This window comes from Caproiciproducens puteiluti (assembly GCF_052442865.1).
Taxonomy (GTDB): Bacteria; Bacillota; Clostridia; order Oscillospirales; family Acutalibacteraceae; genus Caproiciproducens.
In genome coordinates, this window is record NZ_CP194790.1 from 2,540,942 (window position 1) to 2,558,648 (window position 17,707).

16 protein-coding genes are annotated in these 17,707 nt (G+C 51.1%); 2 read left to right on the forward strand and 14 right to left on the reverse strand.

The genetic code is table 11. The features are described from left to right. From ACRQU7_RS12430 to ACRQU7_RS12465, 8 genes are all read right to left on the reverse strand, one after another. Positions 1-546, reverse strand: a complete 546-nt coding sequence (locus ACRQU7_RS12430; RefSeq protein WP_141825541.1) for a Gx transporter family protein — start codon at positions 544-546, stop codon at positions 1-3. A gap of 12 nt (positions 547-558) precedes the next feature. Beyond that, the gene (locus tag ACRQU7_RS12435; protein WP_444641198.1) at positions 559-948 is read right to left on the reverse strand and encodes a NusG domain II-containing protein; all 390 of its coding nucleotides are present in this window, start codon (positions 946-948) and stop codon (positions 559-561) included. 14 nt (positions 949-962) lie between these two features. After that, complete coding sequence (locus ACRQU7_RS12440; RefSeq protein WP_444641199.1) at positions 963-1,865, reverse strand: UbiA family prenyltransferase; 903 nt, start codon at positions 1,863-1,865, stop codon at positions 963-965. 5 nt (positions 1,866-1,870) lie between these two features. Further along, the gene (locus tag ACRQU7_RS12445; RefSeq protein ID WP_444641200.1) at positions 1,871-2,851 is read right to left on the reverse strand and encodes a polyprenyl synthetase family protein; all 981 of its coding nucleotides are present in this window, start codon (positions 2,849-2,851) and stop codon (positions 1,871-1,873) included. Then, entirely contained in the window at positions 2,844-4,922 is a 2,079-nt protein-coding gene (locus tag ACRQU7_RS12450; protein WP_444641201.1) for an NAD(P)/FAD-dependent oxidoreductase, read from the reverse strand. Before ACRQU7_RS12450 ends, ACRQU7_RS12445 begins: the two co-directional genes overlap by 8 nt. Before the next feature lie 433 nt (positions 4,923-5,355). Then, a complete protein-coding gene (locus tag ACRQU7_RS12455; protein ID WP_444641202.1) occupies positions 5,356-6,456 on the reverse strand; it encodes a GerAB/ArcD/ProY family transporter in 1,101 nt (366 codons plus the stop codon). A gap of 270 nt (positions 6,457-6,726) precedes the next feature. Then, positions 6,727-7,869: a Ger(x)C family spore germination protein gene (locus tag ACRQU7_RS12460; RefSeq protein ID WP_444641203.1), complete on the reverse strand. Its 1,143-nt coding sequence runs from the start codon at positions 7,867-7,869 to the stop codon at positions 6,727-6,729. Further along, positions 7,862-9,433, reverse strand: a complete 1,572-nt coding sequence (locus tag ACRQU7_RS12465; RefSeq protein WP_444641204.1) for a spore germination protein — start codon at positions 9,431-9,433, stop codon at positions 7,862-7,864. The genes ACRQU7_RS12460 and ACRQU7_RS12465 overlap by 8 nt, the downstream gene beginning before the upstream one ends. Before the next feature lie 158 nt (positions 9,434-9,591). Here ACRQU7_RS12465 and ACRQU7_RS12470 point away from each other — a divergent pair, with 158 nt between their 5' ends. After that, positions 9,592-10,257 carry an undecaprenyl diphosphate synthase family protein gene (locus ACRQU7_RS12470; RefSeq protein WP_038324909.1) on the forward strand — a complete coding sequence of 222 codons (666 nt, stop codon included), beginning with the start codon at positions 9,592-9,594 and terminating at the stop codon, positions 10,255-10,257. Between the two features lie 14 nt (positions 10,258-10,271). Here ACRQU7_RS12470 and ytaF read toward each other — a convergent pair whose 3' ends face one another. Further along, the gene (ytaF, locus tag ACRQU7_RS12475; protein ID WP_444641205.1) at positions 10,272-10,886 is read right to left on the reverse strand and encodes a sporulation membrane protein YtaF; all 615 of its coding nucleotides are present in this window, start codon (positions 10,884-10,886) and stop codon (positions 10,272-10,274) included. Positions 10,887-11,073: 187 nt separating this feature from the next. Between ytaF and ACRQU7_RS12480 the strand changes: the two genes are divergently transcribed. Next, positions 11,074-11,457 carry a phage holin family protein gene (locus ACRQU7_RS12480; protein WP_038324911.1) on the forward strand — a complete coding sequence of 128 codons (384 nt, stop codon included), beginning with the start codon at positions 11,074-11,076 and terminating at the stop codon, positions 11,455-11,457. A gap of 54 nt (positions 11,458-11,511) precedes the next feature. Here the strand turns inward: ACRQU7_RS12480 and ACRQU7_RS12485 are convergent, their stop codons facing one another. Genes ACRQU7_RS12485 through ACRQU7_RS12505 form a run of 5 tightly spaced genes read right to left on the reverse strand, consistent with a single transcriptional unit; the run spans position 11,512 to position 17,698 of the window. Continuing rightward, positions 11,512-12,768 carry a glycosyltransferase gene (locus tag ACRQU7_RS12485; protein WP_444641206.1) on the reverse strand — a complete coding sequence of 419 codons (1,257 nt, stop codon included), beginning with the start codon at positions 12,766-12,768 and terminating at the stop codon, positions 11,512-11,514. Positions 12,769-12,799: 31 nt separating this feature from the next. Next, a complete protein-coding gene (gene rfbH, locus ACRQU7_RS12490) occupies positions 12,800-14,125 on the reverse strand; it encodes a lipopolysaccharide biosynthesis protein RfbH (RefSeq protein ID WP_444641207.1) in 1,326 nt (441 codons plus the stop codon). Position 14,126: 1 nt separating this feature from the next. Next, complete coding sequence (locus ACRQU7_RS12495; RefSeq protein WP_444641208.1) at positions 14,127-15,236, reverse strand: DegT/DnrJ/EryC1/StrS family aminotransferase; 1,110 nt, start codon at positions 15,234-15,236, stop codon at positions 14,127-14,129. A 13-nt stretch (positions 15,237-15,249) separates the two neighbouring features. After that, a complete protein-coding gene (locus ACRQU7_RS12500) occupies positions 15,250-15,945 on the reverse strand; it encodes a GNAT family N-acetyltransferase (protein ID WP_444641209.1) in 696 nt (231 codons plus the stop codon). After that, complete coding sequence (locus ACRQU7_RS12505; RefSeq protein WP_444641210.1) at positions 15,932-17,698, reverse strand: thiamine pyrophosphate-binding protein; 1,767 nt, start codon at positions 17,696-17,698, stop codon at positions 15,932-15,934. The genes ACRQU7_RS12500 and ACRQU7_RS12505 overlap by 14 nt, the downstream gene beginning before the upstream one ends. Between the last annotated feature and the right edge of the window lie 9 nt (positions 17,699-17,707).

The following is a 17,707-nucleotide window of genomic DNA, read 5'->3' on the forward strand; positions in this document are numbered from 1 at the left end:
TTATTTACTGAAGCCGACCTTTTTTAAAGCCGGCAGAGTAACCTTGAGCAGGGCGGATGTCGCCGCGCCCGCTATCACGCCCGACAGCAACAGCACGGGGGCATACGCCCACAGAAACAAATTCGTATATAAAAGGGAAACCGCAGCAATCTGCCCGATATTGTGAAAGACTGCGCCCAGAATACTAATCATCAGGTAAGAGATTTTTTCCTTGAAGAGGAACAGAAACAGGATCATGCCCAATACGGAAAGAAGGCCGCCGCAAAAGCTCAGCAGCGCCGCAACCGCGCCTCTGGTCAGAAACACAAAGATGGATTTCAACACCGCCAGAAGCAGCGCTTCCTTTTTTTCAACGAAAAAAAGGGAATACATCACCACAATATTGGACAGCCCGAGCTTGACGCCGGGAACCGGCACGGGAATCTGCAGCTGGTTCTCGACGACGGACAGCACGAGAACCACCGCAAAAAGAAGGCCCGTCAGAACCATCCGTTTGATCCTCAGGGAATTGATCTCACGTTTCGTCAGATTTTTGTCTTCAGCCATTCTTTGTTTTCCTCATCCAATCACAGCGTCCAGATCGTCCGAACTGCGCTGATCCTTTGCCACTATTTTCATTACGATGCCGTTTGGAAGGCAGGCCGCGCTCTCACCGATTGTGTGGAGCCTTCCCGCGTGGATGCATACTTTATCCGGGCAATTGGATTCCTCAAAACAAATGCTGCCATCTTTAAAAACGTGAAAAATCACATTCTTATTTTGCTCAATTGAAAAGCGCTTATCCACTCCCGCCGTCAGATCGACCGTGTCCACCAGCTCCGATTTGTAGTAGATCTCGGCTTTCGCCGCTTTGTTCCCAACGATGGACTGATAGGAAAACCACGCGGCCGCACAGACCACAAGCGCAACGGCAAGAATCACAAGATCGGTTTTTTTGACAAATTTCATCGATAAACTCCGCCTCAGTTAAAAAAACCGCCGATAAAAATCAGCAGGCTGTTGGCACCCACAAGGATGACGTAATTTTGGACCGAAAGGACAAACGTTTCCTCTTTCTGCTGTTTCTTTTTAAACCGGTTAACATTGTTTCTGATGGGAACGATCGTCAACAGGGATAACAGGCAGACAGAAGGCAGGATTTTTAAAAACACCATCCCGACAACCGAGGCATACGAAATGGAATACAGCCCCGCGAATACGGACAAGGCTTTTTCGCCAAGATAATACGGGAGCGTGTATCGCTTTGCCCCAATGTCTTTTTCCAGATCGCACAGGTTGTTGGCGAGCATAATATTTGCGGTCGCGCAGGCCGGCGTTACCGAAAGCAGCGCGAGCGAAAAAAGCGGAAAAAGATTCAAATCCAGATGAACTGTTTGAAAATCAAACGCAAAGGTAAGGAAGGTTCCCGCGGGCATATTGATGTACAGTAACAGGAAAGGGATGAACAATCCATAAAACACGCCGGAAAAAAGCTCCCCCAACGGCTGACGGGAAAGGGGAATCGGGCCCCACGAATAGAGCACTCCGAACAGAAAGCACAGCCCGCCCAAAAGCAGCACGACCGCGTCCGTCAGAAAGGCCAGAGCCAGCCCCAAAGCCGTACTAACCAAAAGCAGCAGAAAAATGATTGCCTTCGCCGTCGGGCGGCGGAAAGGCAGGACTTCCCCGGCCGTTTTGGCCCCCTCATAATTATTGATCGCCGTAGCGGTTAAATCAAAGAGAAGCATGGAACCGAAAAAGAGCAGGGTCAATGTCCAGTTTACCGGCTGCTTTTTGTAAAAAAGATACGCAAGCGCCATCAAAAAGGCAAAGACGCTGGTGATTTTCGTCCGCAGCTCCACAAAATTCAAAAACCTTTTCAGCATCGTTTTTATAACCCGCGGTAAGCTTTATCCAAAATAGACTGAAGCCTTTCTTTTTTATTTTCGGAAGCGCCGAGCTCCCGGATGATTTTAAAGGCCTTGTCGTAATACTTTTTTGAAACTGTCTTTGTGTAGCTCAGGCCGCCCGTTTCTTCCACGGCGGCATTGATTTCTTCTCTGGAAATCTTTTCATCCCTCGCCTTTTCCTTAAAAGCGGCGCGCGTCTGAAACGCATAAATCAGCGGAAGAGTGATGACGCCCTGTTCGTAGTCGGACTGGACCGGCTTTTTGGCCAGCTGCCGCGGCGCCTCAAAGTCGATGCAGTCGTCGGTAAGCTGAAAGATCATGCCGATCAGATGGCCAAGGCGCATGTATTTCTCCACTGCATCTTTCTCCTCCTCGCAGAGGATCGCCCCCGCGTAAAAGGAAGCTTCAAAGAGGGCCGCGGTTTTCCCGGAGATAATCCTGAGATAGCTCGCAACGGAAAGGTCCAGATTGTAATTGTTCTGGTTCTGCCTCAGCTCACCCAGACAGATTCTGGTCATGTAATCGGGAATATTGAAGTCCAGATAGTCCCTCTTGTTCGGTATGGAAGCAGCCTGTTCCAGAGCCAGACAGAAAAGATAGTCCCCGCAGATGACGGCGGTGCGCTTTCCGTATTTTTTCTGGAGAGTGACAAAGCCCCTGCGAAGATCGGCGTTGTCAATGACGTCGTCGTGCACCAGCGTGGCCAGATGCAGAACCTCTATCGCGGAAGCGAGCTTCACCGCATTGGGATGAAGCAGGCCTTCCCTGTTTTCGGCACAGGCAAGCAAAGCACGGGAACGAAGGAACTTGCCCCATGAAAGAGTCAGATGCTGCGTATAATTGCGGATGGGTTTAGGAGAGGCGGACAGCAATCTGCCCACCTCCTGTTTTACCTGTTCCGCCGCATCGTCGAAAGTAAGAAATTCAACTGCGGCATTTTCTGCAGTGTGTTCATTAATCATTGTAAATATATAACTTTCTTGCAAATTTCACATTTTTCCAGTGCTTTTTCAGATACGGCATCGCGTAATAGTCCAATCCAAAGGTCCTGCCTCCGCCGATCAGGACCGCGATTGCCGCGAAGATCATCCAGAAGGTGTTGAGATACAGGCCCGTCGTGCAGACGAACATGACCTGAAGAACCAGCGAAAGGCCGGAGGAAAGCGTGGTAAACAGGCCGCCGATCAGCGACAGGCCGATCAGGATTTCCGCAACCACAATAAAAATCTGCATAAAAAGCTGTACTTTGGGGTTTGGAAGAATTAACGTTTTAACAAACCAGTTCATCAGCGGCACGTCAAGTTTGAATGCCAGATCGTTCAGAGTGGATTTTGCCAGCTCCTTGCCGCTTACAAAGATCACCTGGAACCAGCCGAGGAAGCTGAAATTCATCAAAACCTGCCCGACCGCAGCAGCAGCGGCACCCGCCGCCTGGCCTGCCGCATCGGCGGCACCCGACGTAGCGGAGGAAATCGCGTCTACCGCAACGGAAGCCGCTCCGGCTACCGCATTTACTACATTCACCGCACCGGTGGCCGCAGTGGTGGTTGCGCTGCTTGTCGCGTCCGGTGTGGTGCCGCCGGCAGCCGCGCCGTTCAGGATGGTGTTGTACCATGTGTTTGCGCCGCCGAAGAAGCCGGTCAGCTGGGGAGAATTAAACCAGCCTTCCACAATCTTCATGACGCCTTCATACAGCCAGACCATACCCAGCCAGATTCTGAGAGCGACGAGCAAAAAACTCGGGGTTTTGTTGGAGAAGTGGCCGCCGACAAAGCTTCTGTCGTGGCGCACTGTAAAGAACTCATGCTTCATATAGCTGAAAATCTTGTTCCAGCCAAGCACCTGAATGAAATAGATGATGTTAATAAAATGCTTCGCGAACATGGCGAGGAAGGACGGAAGGCTGAACATGTGGTTCGGCAGGCCGACATGGGCGACGCCGTAACGGCCGCCCACACAAACCATGACCCCGTGGAACTTCGGTTTGTACTCTTCCATTTCGCTCGTGCCGGTAAGGGCAGCGATAATATTTTTCGCGGCGACGCCGGAGCTTTGCTCACAGTTTTCGACCAGCTGCGGAACCGGCATCTTTTCGCCTTCCGGCGTATAAAGGATATCGTCGCCGACGACATAGACATTCGGATTATCCACGGAACGCAGATAAGCGTCGGTCTGGATTCTTCCGCGGCGGGCCGACTGGAGCACCTTTGCCGCCTCGCCCGCGATTTCGGCGCTTTCGATTCCCGCCGTCCAGATCACGGTGCCGGCAGTTTCGCGGGTTACCGTCTCGCCGCTCTTGATTTCAATGTAGTCTTTTCCAATGCTGACAACGCCGGCGTTCAGCTTGAGACCAACGCCCATTCTGAAAAGGCGTCTTTCTATTTTGTTGGAAAGTTTGTCAGGTAAAATAGGCACGATGCGCGGCAGAACATCCACGTCGTAAATCGTGACAAGGGAACGGTCTATTTCATATTTGTCGCAGAGGACCGGCACATACTCGGCCAGCTCTCCCACCATTTCAATTCCCGTAAAACCCGCGCCCACGACATAAAACGTAAGCAGCTTTTTCTTTTCTTCCAGGTTGGTCTCGCGGGCGGCCTTTCTGAAAAACTCCTGGATATGATCCTTCAGATGCACGGCGTCGTCATACGACCACAGCGTGTGGGCGTATTCCTCCGCTCCCGGAATGCCGAAAAAAGAGGGTTTGGAACCGGCCGCAAGCACAAGATAATCGTAGCTGTAGCTTTCGCTGGTTCCAGTTACGGACTTCTGCTCAAAATCAATGGACTGAATCGTATCCAGCTTGACGTTTACCTTTCTTCCGGCAAAAACCCTGTTGAGGCTGATCTTGATACTGTCTTCATCTACGCGTCCGGCAGCCACCTCGTGCAGTTCGGTCAGCATGGTGTGGAACGGATTTTTATCAATAATGGTAATGCTGACATCCTCTTGCTTTTTCAGCCGTTTGGCCAATTTTTTCGCGGTCAGCAACCCCGAATAACCCGCACCGATAATAACGATTTTTTTCTCCATAGCAATCCTCTTTCAAAATAAAGAATAATTTACAGGGAAACCTGACAAGAATCCTAATATATTATAAAACATACCTCGACAATATTATAACAAGCAATTTCAATAAGTCAATATGCGTAAATTGATAAATAATGCCGCTATAATGTTGGAAAATTAAAGCAATACCATCGAATGAGACAAATTTATGAATGTAAATAATAGGAATTAATATTATTTTATTAAGAAAACGGCGGTAAAATTGTTTCCTTCCTGAAATCGCTTTCATATCATGAGACATACGATAAAAATTTAACTCTTCAAAAAAATTTTCAAATTTCTATTCCGTACACCTGAAAATTCTGTGCAAAATAATCCATCCCTGAAAAAACCCCTCGCTGAGCGCGGTTTAACGTGCAGCGGGGGATCGGATTCTTTTTCCTCCGGCAATTCCTGTTTACGCGGGTTTTTCTGCCGTTCCTTCCTTTACACGCGCTTTTATCTCACCGCCTATCCAGATCATGACCGGGATAACGATCTGAAAAGGAATGGCATAAATTTTATAGATGTCCAAAAAGTTAATCATTTCCATGGTGTTGCGGTAAACGATGCTGCACAGGGCCAGCATGCAAAGGCTGACCGGGAGCACCAGCTTCTTGCAGTCCCGTATATTGAACAGGCTGGCCAGCCCCTTGGACGCCGCCAGGAGACAAACGGTAATTTTGGTGATTCCGCCCAAAATGAAGTTCGTTGAGATAAAGCCTTCCACTCTTGCAAGAAAGTCGCTGAGACTGATGATTCTGGCGGCCGAATAAGAAGGAAAAGTCTCCACTTTCAGCATGGCAGAACCCAGCGCCGCGATATTTCTCAGTGCGACAATCAGCATAATCAAGGCCCCCAGCACTTCACCCCAAACGTATATCTTGAAAGGGCTGTCCTCCTTTTTTATATAATCGGCCAGAGTCAAAAACAGAACCGTCTCGACAAATGGGAAAGTAAAGATCTCATAGGATCCTGTCAGAATCACTTTCGTACTGTGCTCCATAACAGGCAGGAAATTATTCATATCCAAGCGATTGTACAGCAGTATGACCGTAAGAAACATAATGGAAACAATGATTACCAGACTCACCAGCGACCATTTTCCCAAAATTTCTGCTCCGCTCCTGGCCATATAGGTGGTGACCAGAATCATAACAATCATCAATGCGAGCTGGGGGGTTTCAGTCATCGCCGTTATTTCGACAAACTCGGAAAAATTCCGCAAGACCAATGCCCCCAGATGAAGCGCATACCAGGTAATCAGAGCGGTTAAGATTTTACCGGCAATTTTTCCGAACAGGATTTCCGCCACTTCAAAAATATTTTTTTCCGGAAACAGTTTGATGATTTTTGCGTAAATCAGAACCATTGGAATGACAATTACCTGCGATAGAATCATAGAAATCCAAGAATCCTGTCCCGCTTCGGAGTTTCCTCCCAGTACAACACTGCTCCCGCAGATATAAACGACAATAACGCATATGGACTGACGCATTGAGAGGTATTGTCTCTTCATCGGAACCTGTTCCTTTCCATGTTAATCGATGCATTTTGCTTTTTAAGGTTTATAAAAGATTTCAATAATCTGCCGGATGGGACCGGAGGGACCGGGAAGCACAATATCAAACGTATACAGGATCAGCACACAAAAGCTGGCTGTGAGAAGCACAGAGTAAATCCAGGTGATCTTTTTTTCACCGTTTTTTACAACAGGAATGAAATCAGCCAGAACAATGACTAAATATAAACCGATTACAATAAACGTCATCAAGGGGCACACCCACTTTCAACTGTGTTTGAGAAAGGCGGTATTGACTATCTTCACTTGGGACTGCACATCTACCTGTATCGTCGGAAAGATTTTATCCCATTGTGGTTCCAGCTGCTTCCAAAGCTTCAGATCTTTTTTATAAATCATTTCGCCAAATCCAAAAATATCCGAGTTATATTCCCTTTGAACCTTCCGAATAACGTCCTCGGTCCTCTCTTTGACCATTTTCTGTGCTTCCTGCTCAATTTTGCCGGTCGTTTTTTCATCCAGCATATCCGTATCCGCTTCAGACTCGTCCACAAAGGCCTCGGTCTCGATCTGAAGCGTCACTTTCAGCTTCCCACCCGAATAAGAATAGGATGCTTTCGTTGTGCTTTTTGAAATTTCGAGCGATATGTCCGGGCTGTTTAGCCCCATAGAAGATACAGTCAGAATTCCGCCGTGAAGGCCGTCCACCGCAAACAAATAATATTTGCTGTCCTCCGGGGCCAGACGCCCTACCATTTTATTCCCCTTGAAGACCGCTTCGCCGTCTGCTTCCACGACCATTTCCTCATCGTTTTCCACATTGTGAAAAACCGGAAGGGTAAGGGAATGCCCTTCACTTTTCAGAGTACTGAACGCACGGTACAGCGGGACGCTTTCAATGCTCCCCACGGTACTTTGATCATCATCAAGAATCTTCTTGATTTCATAGGCGACGACCGAATTGTCAAGCCCATAGAGAGTCAGAATATCTTTTGCTGTCCTCTCCTCCGACACGATAACGCCTACCGTTTCACGGCATTCCTCATCGGATAAAAACCAGACAAGCACATTGTCCAGCTTACCGCTCTTGGCAACCTCATTCCCTATGATCAGGATCTCGTTATTGCCCCAATAAAGCTTATTAAGCAGCCTTTTCTTCGCATTTCTGACCGCATCCATCACCGTTTTTCCCCTTGATTCCACAAGCTTGGCCTTGGTTCCTGCTCCCTTTTCTGTCGCGGTCAGATCAATGACTTCGCAGCTGAACAAATACTCCTGGGTGGCCGGATCCAGATCGATCCCCACCGCAGCGACGATCGTTATTTCGTTCAGCCCCCGGTAACTCCAGCAGCCCGACAGGGAAAACAGCAGTACCAAACTCATCATCAGGCAGACTATCTTCTTACTCATGCTTTCCTCCGTTGCTTTCTACGGGACTGCTCTTCATTCGCACAAGATTGTTTGTCATTGACTTTGTCCTTGTAAGCATATCCCACCACGGCGCCCTGATAAAGGTATCCTTGATATCCTGGAACTGAAGCGCTCCGCTGAAGGTAAGCTGAGGAATTCCGAATGAGTGCAGATTCAGAATATGAATGAACACGACCGAAAGGCCCAGCACAAATCCGAATAGACCAAAACAGGTAGCCATCGCCAGCAGGAACAGGCGCATATAGATCACAGGCGCGTTCATTTTAGGAACCAGCAGACCGGTGATTCCCGTAAGCGCAACGACAATAATCATCGGAGCGGCCACCAGTTTTGCATCCACGGCGGCTTGTCCGATCACAAGAGCGCCGACAATACTGAGCGGCTGTCCGATGTTGGAGGGCATCCGGATTCCGGTTTCACGCAGAATATCAAATACGGCGAGCATGATAAACGCTTCCGCGGCGGCGGGCAGCGGCACGCTCTTTCTGGAACTGGCGATACTGATTAAAAGCTGGGTAGGCAGCATCTGCTGCTGAAACGCCACAATCGCAACATAAAGCGCCGGGACGGCAATTGTCAGAAGAAATCCCGTGAGGCGCACAAAGCGCGACAACGAAGTATAATAAAAGCTCAGGTAATAGTCCTCACTGCTCTGAAAATTCTCAATAAAAAGATAAGGAACAGTCAGGACGACCGGTGTTCCATCCAGAAAAATAGCGATTCTGCCTTCCAGAAGCCTTCCCACGATGACGTCGGGACGCTCCGTATACCCCGTCGTACGAAAAGGGGACCACATGGAATCCCTGGTCAGCTCGGTAATGTAGTTGGTATCCAGAACCCCGTCGATATCGATCAATTCAAGACGGCGGTAAAGCTCTTTCAGAATTTTTTTGTTGACAATTTTATCGATATAGCAAATACAGGCTTTGGTTCTTGTAACTCTTCCCATCGTGGTAAATTTCATCTTCAGCTCATTGGTGCGTACTTTGCGGCGGATCAGCGAAAGATTCTGGAGCAGGGATTCATTAAACCCTTCTCTGGGGCCCGAAAGGATCTTTTCGTTTTCCGGTTCATCCATGGAGCGGGTCATAAAGCCCTTGGAATTCAGAATGACGGCTTCCTCCACGCCCTCTACAAATAAAATGGTGTCGCCGTAGGTAACGTACTCCACAATCTCTTTTATTTCCTTCGTCTTTTTAATCTCGTTGATGAAAACGACGTTTTCGATCAGATCGTCAACAAAATGCTCGTCCGGATGCCCGCTCGCCGCGTCGGAGAGCATCAGCGGCTTGATGATATTTTCGTTGATGATCTCAGAATTGACCACGCCGTCGCAATAGACGATGCAGTATTTCAGGTCTTTGTCATGGTTGTTCTGAAAATACCTGACAATCAGGATGTCCACATCGGTAAAAAGCTTTTTAATGATTTCCACATTGGTGTCCAAAGAACGGCCCAATTGATTTTCGTCCAGCTTCCGATTGAAATGCTCAACCTGCTCTGTTACAACCGCCTTTTTTCGCTTTGATGAAAAATGAAACATATCTGATCCTCCGCGTAAACAATTGTTTTTATTATTGCATCATCGTGAGAAAATATGTAAATTGCCTGAAGTTTCACAAAGCTCTGCCCTTGTTTGAGTATAATTGTTTCTGTTTTATGCAGACTATTCTCTGAAAATCAAACGAATCGGAGAGAAAAATGAACAGGTTATCTTTCGGCAGACTGCCCCGGCACATTGGGATTATTCCGGACGGCAACAGACGATGGGCTGAAAAGAACGGATATGAAAAACAGGACGGCTACAAATTCGGCATTACACCGGGATTTGAGCTCTATAAAACCTGTCTTGAGCTCGGGATTCAGGAAATGACTTTCTACGGCTTCACCATCGACAACACGAAGCGCCCATCCGTTCAGACAAAAGCCTTTCAGAGCGCCTGTGTGGACGCGGTTATGAACCTCGCCAATCAGGATGCCGACCTTTTAATCGTCGGCAATACGGAGTCACCGTTATTCCCGAAAGAGCTTCTGCCTTATTCCAAAAGAGTGCGTTTCGGCCGAGGCCTTATGAAAGTCAATTTCCTTGTGAACTACGGATGGAACTGGGATTTAAACTGCTCCCTGAAAAACAGCGAGGCCGGCATCGGCGGCAACATGGCAAATACGATCGCGTCCTCCGATATTTCAAGAATCGATCTGATCATCCGCTGGGGAGGAAGACGCCGCCTGAGCGGTTTTCTGCCCATTCAGTCCATCTATGCGGACATTTATGTGCTGGACGAGCTGTGGCCAGATTTCAAGCCCGAGCAGTTTTATCGGGCCCTTGCATGGTATCAGGACCAGGATGTCACCCTCGGCGGCTGATTTTCGGCATCGGATCAGATCAGCATCTCAAAAATTCCGAGCGCAATGACGATCCCGCCCGAAATCAGCGGAACAAACCGGGAAAGCGACTTCGGAATGCAGCCCCTTCCCACACGATACCCCAGGGTTATGGAAAACATACTGATCAGAAATGTAAAAATCGTTGTGGCGCATATGTTCAGCCCCGAAATGCTCGCGCCGACGCCCATGCCGAAATTATTGATGGTCAGCGCCAGGGCCAGGATCGCGGACTCTTTGACATCGATCGTTCCCGAACTGTCCAGATCCGCTTTTTCGGGATCTTTGAGCATGGCATTGAGATTCACCTTTTCATCCTGCCCGGCTTCGTCTTCCTGCGGTTTCTTAAAGAAATCTTTGAGGAACCAAAGTCCGATGAGAATCAGGATAACGCTGCCAAGCGTATTGGATACCGACGCGGGGAAAAACCGGCCGATGATCCCACCGATCCACATGGAAAGGAAGGTGCCGACCCCTGTGATAACGGCAATCAGAAAATTAACAAAAAAATTCATTTTAATTTTCCGCATTCCAAAGGTGATTGCCACGGTAAAATTGTCAAGGTTTGCCGACAGCGCAAATAATAATACGGATATCAGATACAAATTCACTCACCGCCAAAACATTATTTATACCATAATAATGTTGGCGGTAAATTTGTGTGATTGAATTTTTTTAACGAATAACAACTTAACAATAACTGTCAGCCGCCGTAAAGGATATCGCAGCGGTATTTCGTCAAAACTATATCTGTCCGTACCAAATCCATTTTGCGTGCGGTACAGGAGGGATGAATAAATGACACACGAAGGGCATATGGATACCGAGCATTCAACGCAGTCAACCGGTTCGGAATTTCTCCGCTGGTTTGGCCGAATGATTATTACAGCAGTCGTTCTTGCAGTCGTATCGTTTTTGACCCCGGGCTTTTCCATCCGAGGATTATGGTCATTCCTGCTTGCTGCAGTAGTCATCAGCGTGATTGACTATCTGGTGGAAAAGATGATGAAAGTGGACGCAGCTCCCTTTGGGAAAGGATTGAAAGGATTTATTATATCCGCAATTATCATCTACGTCGCACAGTTTTTAGTCCCTGGTATGAGCGTTTCGATTATCGGCGCCATTCTGGGTGCTTTGGTCATCGGCATTGTCGATGCGGTATTTCCAGTCAGAGTCATGTAGCATGGAGCAATTCCTGAAACATTTGTAAAGGAGGTCTGAAAAGCGAAACGCTTTTCAGACCTCCGTCTTTTGATTTAAAAAACAATAATAATAGCCGCGGGCACTTTTTATCTCAGCCATCCCCAGACTCCCGAAAAGCGTTTTGATACGCGCATGAAGCTCTTCCGTCGGCGCGGTACAGACAATCTGCCCGCCGTCTTTCAGGATTCCCTTCAGGTCACCGATCAGTCCCTCCAGGTCGCCGACTTGATCCATTTCGCTTTCCAGAACGATGATGTCATAGGTTCTTGAACCGAACAGAGGCACTAGAGCGTCCATATCCGCATGCGCACAGTATTCGCAGACGGAGGAAAGGTCGGCCATGTTATCCTCCCTTCCGGAAAGATAATAGAGTCTGATATCGGCCGCGCCCTTTTCCTTTAATAAATTTTTGATCTGAAGCAGGGTCGCGCCGCAGGACATGCCGATTCCCAGAATGTTTTTGCCGCTGCCGCCGTCGTAGTTCAGCACGGTCAGAAGCGTACCGTCGGTAAAAGCGGCCTGCCACGGATGGACGCCGAATTTGCTGATAAACAGGTTCAGATTTCTTTGCGCCAGATTGTTTTTCGCATATTCCGCTTGAAAGGTCACGGAACCGAAATGATGCACAAATGTGTCTTTCGCCAAAATGAGTTTATAACCCTTTCTGCGGATACGGAAGCTGATGGCGTCGTCGTCATAAGCCCCGGGGTTAAAATCCTCGTCGAATCCGCCCAGCTCCTTCTGCAGGCTCGTGCGGAACAGACAGGTATAGGTGACAAGCTTCATCTTCTCTTCCCACAGGCACGGGTTGCTGACGTTGTACGCCTGAGCGATCTGCTGCATTTCAGGAATCGAATGATAGGGAAGGTCCACCTGCTGCCCGTTGGAGGACGCGCTGCACACGGGCACGACCATTCCGATTTTTTCATCGGATTCCATACAGGCGATCAGGTTGTCAAGCCAGTGGGCGGTAACGACAATGTCGTTGCTCAGATTCAGGGTATATTTTCCCTGTGCGATTCTGAACCCGCAGTTAACTGCTTTGTCCACCCCGACATTTTCGGGGAAACTGATTTTTTTGCTGTTGGGCAGGCTGTTGAAGAACTCTTCCGTCCCGTCCGTGGAGCCGTTATTGACGGTAATCAGCTCAAAATCGATATGGGAGGTATATTGGAACAGGCTTTCCACACACAGCTTTGTATAATTGAGATGGTTGTAAGCGAGCAGGACAACGCTCACGACCGGCGTGTGCCGGTCTTCCGGTTTTGCTGGTACAGGTTCCGTATTCATCACCGCTTTCTTGTGCCGGTCCCGGCTGAAATTATGACATAAACCGGTCGATCGTCCGGATAACATACTCGATCATTTCGTCGCTCAGCCCCGGATACACGCCGATAAAAAAGGTGTTGAGAAGAACATCATCCGTGTGTTCCAGACTGCCGCAGATCCGGTGCCGGATATTCCGGTAGCCGGGGTGGCGTAAAATATTCCCCGCAAACAGCATCCGCGTTTCGATCTGGTTTTCCTCCAGAAACCGGACAATGTCCCTGCGGGTAAACGCGGCTTCCTTTCTGACCGTCAGCGGCAGAGCGAACCACGAGGGGTCGGCCTTCGGCAGAGAGCGCGGCAGAAGAAAGCTGTCCTGATATTTTTCCAGCGCGCCGTACAGCCGCCGGAAATTCCGCTTCCGCTTTTCGCTGAAGGACGGCAGCTTTTTCAGCTGTTCAATCCCCATAGCGCACTGAATGTCGAGCGGCTTCAGGTTGTAGCCGATATTGCCGTATACATATTTGTGGTCGTAGCCGTACGGCAGGCTTTCATAGGTGTGGTCGAACCGGTGGCCGCAGGCGCCGTTGGGGTTCTGCTCGCCCGTCTGGCAAAAGCAGTCCCGCCCCCAGTCGCGCAGGGACAGGGCCTGACGGTACAGTTCGAGCCGGTTGGTCAGCACCGCGCCCCCTTCCCCCATGGTGATATGGTGGGCGGCGTAAAAGCTGTAGGTCGAAAAATCGCCGAAGGTGCCGCAGAGCTTCCCGTCATAACGGGAATCCAGCGCGTCGCAGGTGTCCTCAATGACATAGAGATCATAGCGGCGCGCAAAGTCCATAACCGCGTCCATCTGCGCGGGATTGCCAAGCGTGTGGGCCAGCACAACCGCGCGGGTACGCTCCGACCGTGCGTCTTCTAGCAGACCGGCGTCCAGATTATAGGTACCCTCTTCAACATCGACAAAGACGGGGACAAGCCCGTTTTGCAGGAGGGGATTCAGCGTAGTGGGAAAGGCAAGCGCCGGGGTAATCACTTCGTCCCCCGGCCTGAGCGGATTTTCCAGCCGGGGCGAGCACAGCGCCCCGACCGCGACCAGGTTGGCGGACGACCCGGAATTGACCACCAGTCCGTACCGCATCCCGGTATAGGAAAGGAACTGTGTGAGAAACTCTTTGCCCTTCGGCCCCAGCGTCAGCCAAAAGTCCAGCACGCTGTCGACCATGGCCTGCATTTCCTTTTCATCAAATACCCTGCCGGAATAATGCACCCTTGTTTTTCCCGGGACAAACGGTCTGTCCTGTTCCCTGAGCTCATAAATACGGGCGACACGGTCGAGGATTTCCTGCCGGAGCTTTTGCTCCGCTTCCATACGCTCCTCCATATCAGCCCCCCTGCATCAGCCCCGTCAGGCTGGAACACACGAAATCAATATCGTCCTCCTCCAGATTGGCCGCAGAGGGCAGGGAAATCCCGCGTTTTTCCACAAGCGCGGCAACCGGGTTTTCAAAGCGCTGTTTGTAGACGGGGAAGCGGCTCATCTGCGGAAACCCGGGACGCGCATGGATATTCAGCTTCCTTAGCCCGGCAAGGATTTCGTCCCTGTCCGCCGTTACCGAATCCTCCAGCAGAAGCGAAGGATAGCAGTAATTGCTTCTGCAGCCCGGCTTTTCCCTGACGATTTTCAACCCTTTCACCTCTTTCAGGCGGGTATCGTACCAGTTGAAAATCTGCCTTTTTTTCGCGATCAGCTCTTCCACGCGTTCCAGCTGTGCAAGGGCGAGCGACGCGGAAACATTGCTCATGACATATTCAAAGCCCAGAAGGTCCGACCAGAAAACGGCCTCGCGGTCGGTGCGGCCCATGTCTGCCAGAAGCTTTGCGCGCTGGTAGATGTCCTCGTTGTCGGTCAGAAGCATGCCGCCTTCCCCGCTGACCGTCATCTTTGCGCCCTGAAAGCTGAAGCAGGCGACGTCGCCGAAGCCGCCGACCGGCTTTCCGTGGTACTGCGCGCCGACGGCGGGCGCGGCGTCCTCTATGACAAAAAGGCCGTATTCCTTCGCGATACTCATGATCTCATCCATTTCGGCGGGGTGCCCGAACGTGTGCACCAGCATGATGGCCTTTGTCTTTTTCGTAACGGCCTTTCGGATACATGCCGGATCGATCGTCCAGGTGTCGGGGTCAATGTCCACAAAAACGCAGTCCGCGCCGGTATAGGAAACAGCATACGCCGTCGCCACCCAGCTGAAGTCGGTGACGATCACTTCGTCCCCCGCTTTCAGCCCCACGGCGGCCGCGGCAAGGTGCAGCGCATGGGTGCAGCAGTGGGTCGCAATGGCGTATTTGACCCCGACGTAATCCGCAAACGCTCTTTCCAGCTTTCTGATGTACCCGTCGAAATTTTCATACCATCCGTTCCGGACCGCGTCCGTGACGTAGGCCACCTCTTTTTCCGTAATGGACGGCCCCGCAAAGCTGATTTTTTTCCCCAAGGCAAATCCTCCTTCAAATGGAAACGGTATCGTTCTGCCGCTTCCATTTTTTGATATCGAGTTTCATCTGCATATAATGCTTTTCCGCCCGCTGGTGGCGTTTGGCTTTCGATTCCGACCAGGATTCGCCCTGTGAGGTGAAAGCCCGGTAAAGGGGAATGTCCCCCGACGGATCAAAGCCGTTCCTCCTGTAAAAGGCGATTGCCCGCGTATTGTCGGACAGTACGCGCAGCCGCACCTGCCGGAGCTTCAATTTGCCGAGTCCCCAGCGGATCAGCGTATTCAGCGCAAACGTCATCATCCCCGGATACCCGATTTTCACTCCTCGGATGACGGCGTCGATTTCGCAGGAGCGGCGGCGGCAATCGAAAGACGAAAAGCCGATATGCCCCACCCTCGCGCCGTCCGCAGCTACAATCAGGAACAGAACCCGGTCCTCCCGCGCAATAATCCCGTTCAGCCATTTTTCGGTGCTTTCAGCGGTCGCTTCAAACCGAGCCGGGGACATATGGGAATTTTCATTGCGCCATCCGGCAAACAGGGCGGCGCAGTCCGGAATCGCATAGCGGTACTCCTTGGTGATGGGACGCAGGTACCCCTGAATGATTCCGTGCCGGTCACAAATGGGAAGATAGAGAAACGGCTCGTAGGGGCTGATCCGTTTGACCGCGTCCAGCGTTTTTTTCACATACTTTTTATAATGGCGCATCGTCATTCTCTCCCCCGCCGTCATAGAGTCTGATCAGCATATTTTCCGCAAGCTCCGTGCGCGGCAGCAGCGGTTCCTGATCTTCAATGGGCCGGTTGACGGACAGCTTCGGCCACACCTGTGTGTTCTGTTCGAGCCGGATGTCGATCAGAACGGGGTCGTTGGATTCCAGCAGGGGCCGGACGGCGAAAAGCTCTTCCGGCGTTTCCACCCGGACGCCCGCGATGCCGTAGGCCTTTGCAATTCTGCAAAAGTCCGGGGCTTCGTAATCCTTCACGGTGGCGCAGAAGCGGTTTTCAAAATACTGCTCCTGAAAATGGCGGATCATCCCAAGGCAGCGGTTGTTCATAACGATGATCTTCACGGGAATCCGGTTCCGCTTGACGGTCTCCAGCTCCTGAATGTTCATCTGCAGCCCGCCGTCCCCGTTGATGGAAAGGACGGCTCCCCCGCTCCGCTTTGCAAAGCTTGCGCCGATCGCCGCCGGCAGGGAAAAGCCCATCGCTCCCATTCCCCCGGAAATCAGCATCCGCTGTCCTTTCCGAACGGTCATGGACTGCGCCGCCCACATCTGGTTCTGCCCGACGTCCAGACACAGGATGTCGTTTTCCTCCGTCATTGCGGAAATCAGGGAAAGGATATAATTGGGATCCGGCATTTCCTGCTTCTCCACAAACGGGTAACGCTTCCTGTAGCCCTTGACCCGCTCGATCCACGGGCCGTAAGCATACTCCCCGGCGGGTATCTGATGGATGTGTCCGCGCATTTCCGCAAGGAACCGCCCCGCGTCCATGGCAATGGCAACCTCATCCTCTTTAACTTTTCTGCTCAGCTCATTCCCGTCGATATCCACCCGGATCAGCCGGGCCCCGCGCGCAAAGCTGCTCACGTTTGTGCCGGTCTGGCGGGTGTCCAGCCTTGTGCCGAGCGCGAGGATCAGGTCGCTGTTGGCAATGGCCAGATTGGCGCAGCGGTTGCCGTACACACCGATCATCCCGAAATAATTGTCATGGGTGCCGTCGTATACGTCGCGACCCATCAGCGAGCTGACCACCGGGATTCCCGTCGTCTCGGCAAAACGGCTGAAAAGCTCCTGAGCGCCGGAAAGCCGCACCCCGCCGCCGGCCAGCAGAACCGGCCTGCGGGCGCGCCGGAAATACTCCACAACCTTTTCGGGGCTGAACGAGTCAGCTGTTTCCACGGTTTCTTCGTATCCCTCAAGAGCGCCGGTTTCCACCTCCGCCCGCTGGACATCCATCGGGATATCCAGCAAAACGGGGCCCTTCCTGCCGTAATTGGCGATATGTACCGCCTTTTCCAGCTCATAACGGATTTTTTGGGGGTCCGTGATGCGCACGGCGTATTTGACAACCGGCGCGACAACACTGACGATATCGGTTTCCTGAAAGCCCCTCTGCCGGATGGGAAGGTCCCCCTTATATTCATAGGTATTGACCTGACCGGTCAGGTAAAGGCACGGGATGGAATCGAAATACGCGCTGCCGATCCCCGTGATCAGATTGGTGGCGCCGGGGCCGCTGGTCGCGACCGCCACGCCGATGTCGTTGCGTACTCTCGCGTAGCCCTCCGCGGCAAAAGCGGCCCCCTGCTCGTTGCAGGCGGCGATAAACCGGAGGTCGCTGCGCCGGTACAGGGAATCCACCAGATGGGTCACGGCACCGCCCTGATAGCCGAACACATAAGTACAGCCGTATTCCGCCAAAAACTCCGCGATATAATCGGACAGTTTCAAAGCAGCCTC

Bases quoted from the DNA above. Each gene is read 5' to 3' on its own strand.
- ACRQU7_RS12430 (WP_141825541.1), bottom strand. From the start codon at position 546: ATGGCTGAAGACAAAAATCTGACGAAACGTGAGATCAATTCCCTGAGG.
- ACRQU7_RS12435 (WP_444641198.1), bottom strand. From the start codon at position 948: ATGAAATTTGTCAAAAAAACCGATCTTGTGATTCTTGCCGTTGCGCTT.
- ACRQU7_RS12440 (WP_444641199.1), bottom strand. From the start codon at position 1,865: ATGCTGAAAAGGTTTTTGAATTTTGTGGAGCTGCGGACGAAAATCACC.
- ACRQU7_RS12445 (WP_444641200.1), bottom strand. From the start codon at position 2,851: ATGATTAATGAACACACTGCAGAAAATGCCGCAGTTGAATTTCTTACT.
- ACRQU7_RS12450 (WP_444641201.1), bottom strand. From the start codon at position 4,922: ATGGAGAAAAAAATCGTTATTATCGGTGCGGGTTATTCGGGGTTGCTG.
- ACRQU7_RS12455 (WP_444641202.1), bottom strand. From the start codon at position 6,456: ATGAAGAGACAATACCTCTCAATGCGTCAGTCCATATGCGTTATTGTC.
- ACRQU7_RS12460 (WP_444641203.1), bottom strand. From the start codon at position 7,869: ATGAGTAAGAAGATAGTCTGCCTGATGATGAGTTTGGTACTGCTGTTT.
- ACRQU7_RS12465 (WP_444641204.1), bottom strand. From the start codon at position 9,433: ATGTTTCATTTTTCATCAAAGCGAAAAAAGGCGGTTGTAACAGAGCAG.
- ACRQU7_RS12470 (WP_038324909.1), top strand. From the start codon at position 9,592: ATGAACAGGTTATCTTTCGGCAGACTGCCCCGGCACATTGGGATTATT.
- ACRQU7_RS12480 (WP_038324911.1), top strand. From the start codon at position 11,074: ATGACACACGAAGGGCATATGGATACCGAGCATTCAACGCAGTCAACC.
- ACRQU7_RS12485 (WP_444641206.1), bottom strand. From the start codon at position 12,768: ATGAATACGGAACCTGTACCAGCAAAACCGGAAGACCGGCACACGCCG.
- rfbH (WP_444641207.1), bottom strand. From the start codon at position 14,125: ATGGAGGAGCGTATGGAAGCGGAGCAAAAGCTCCGGCAGGAAATCCTC.
- ACRQU7_RS12500 (WP_444641209.1), bottom strand. From the start codon at position 15,945: ATGCGCCATTATAAAAAGTATGTGAAAAAAACGCTGGACGCGGTCAAA.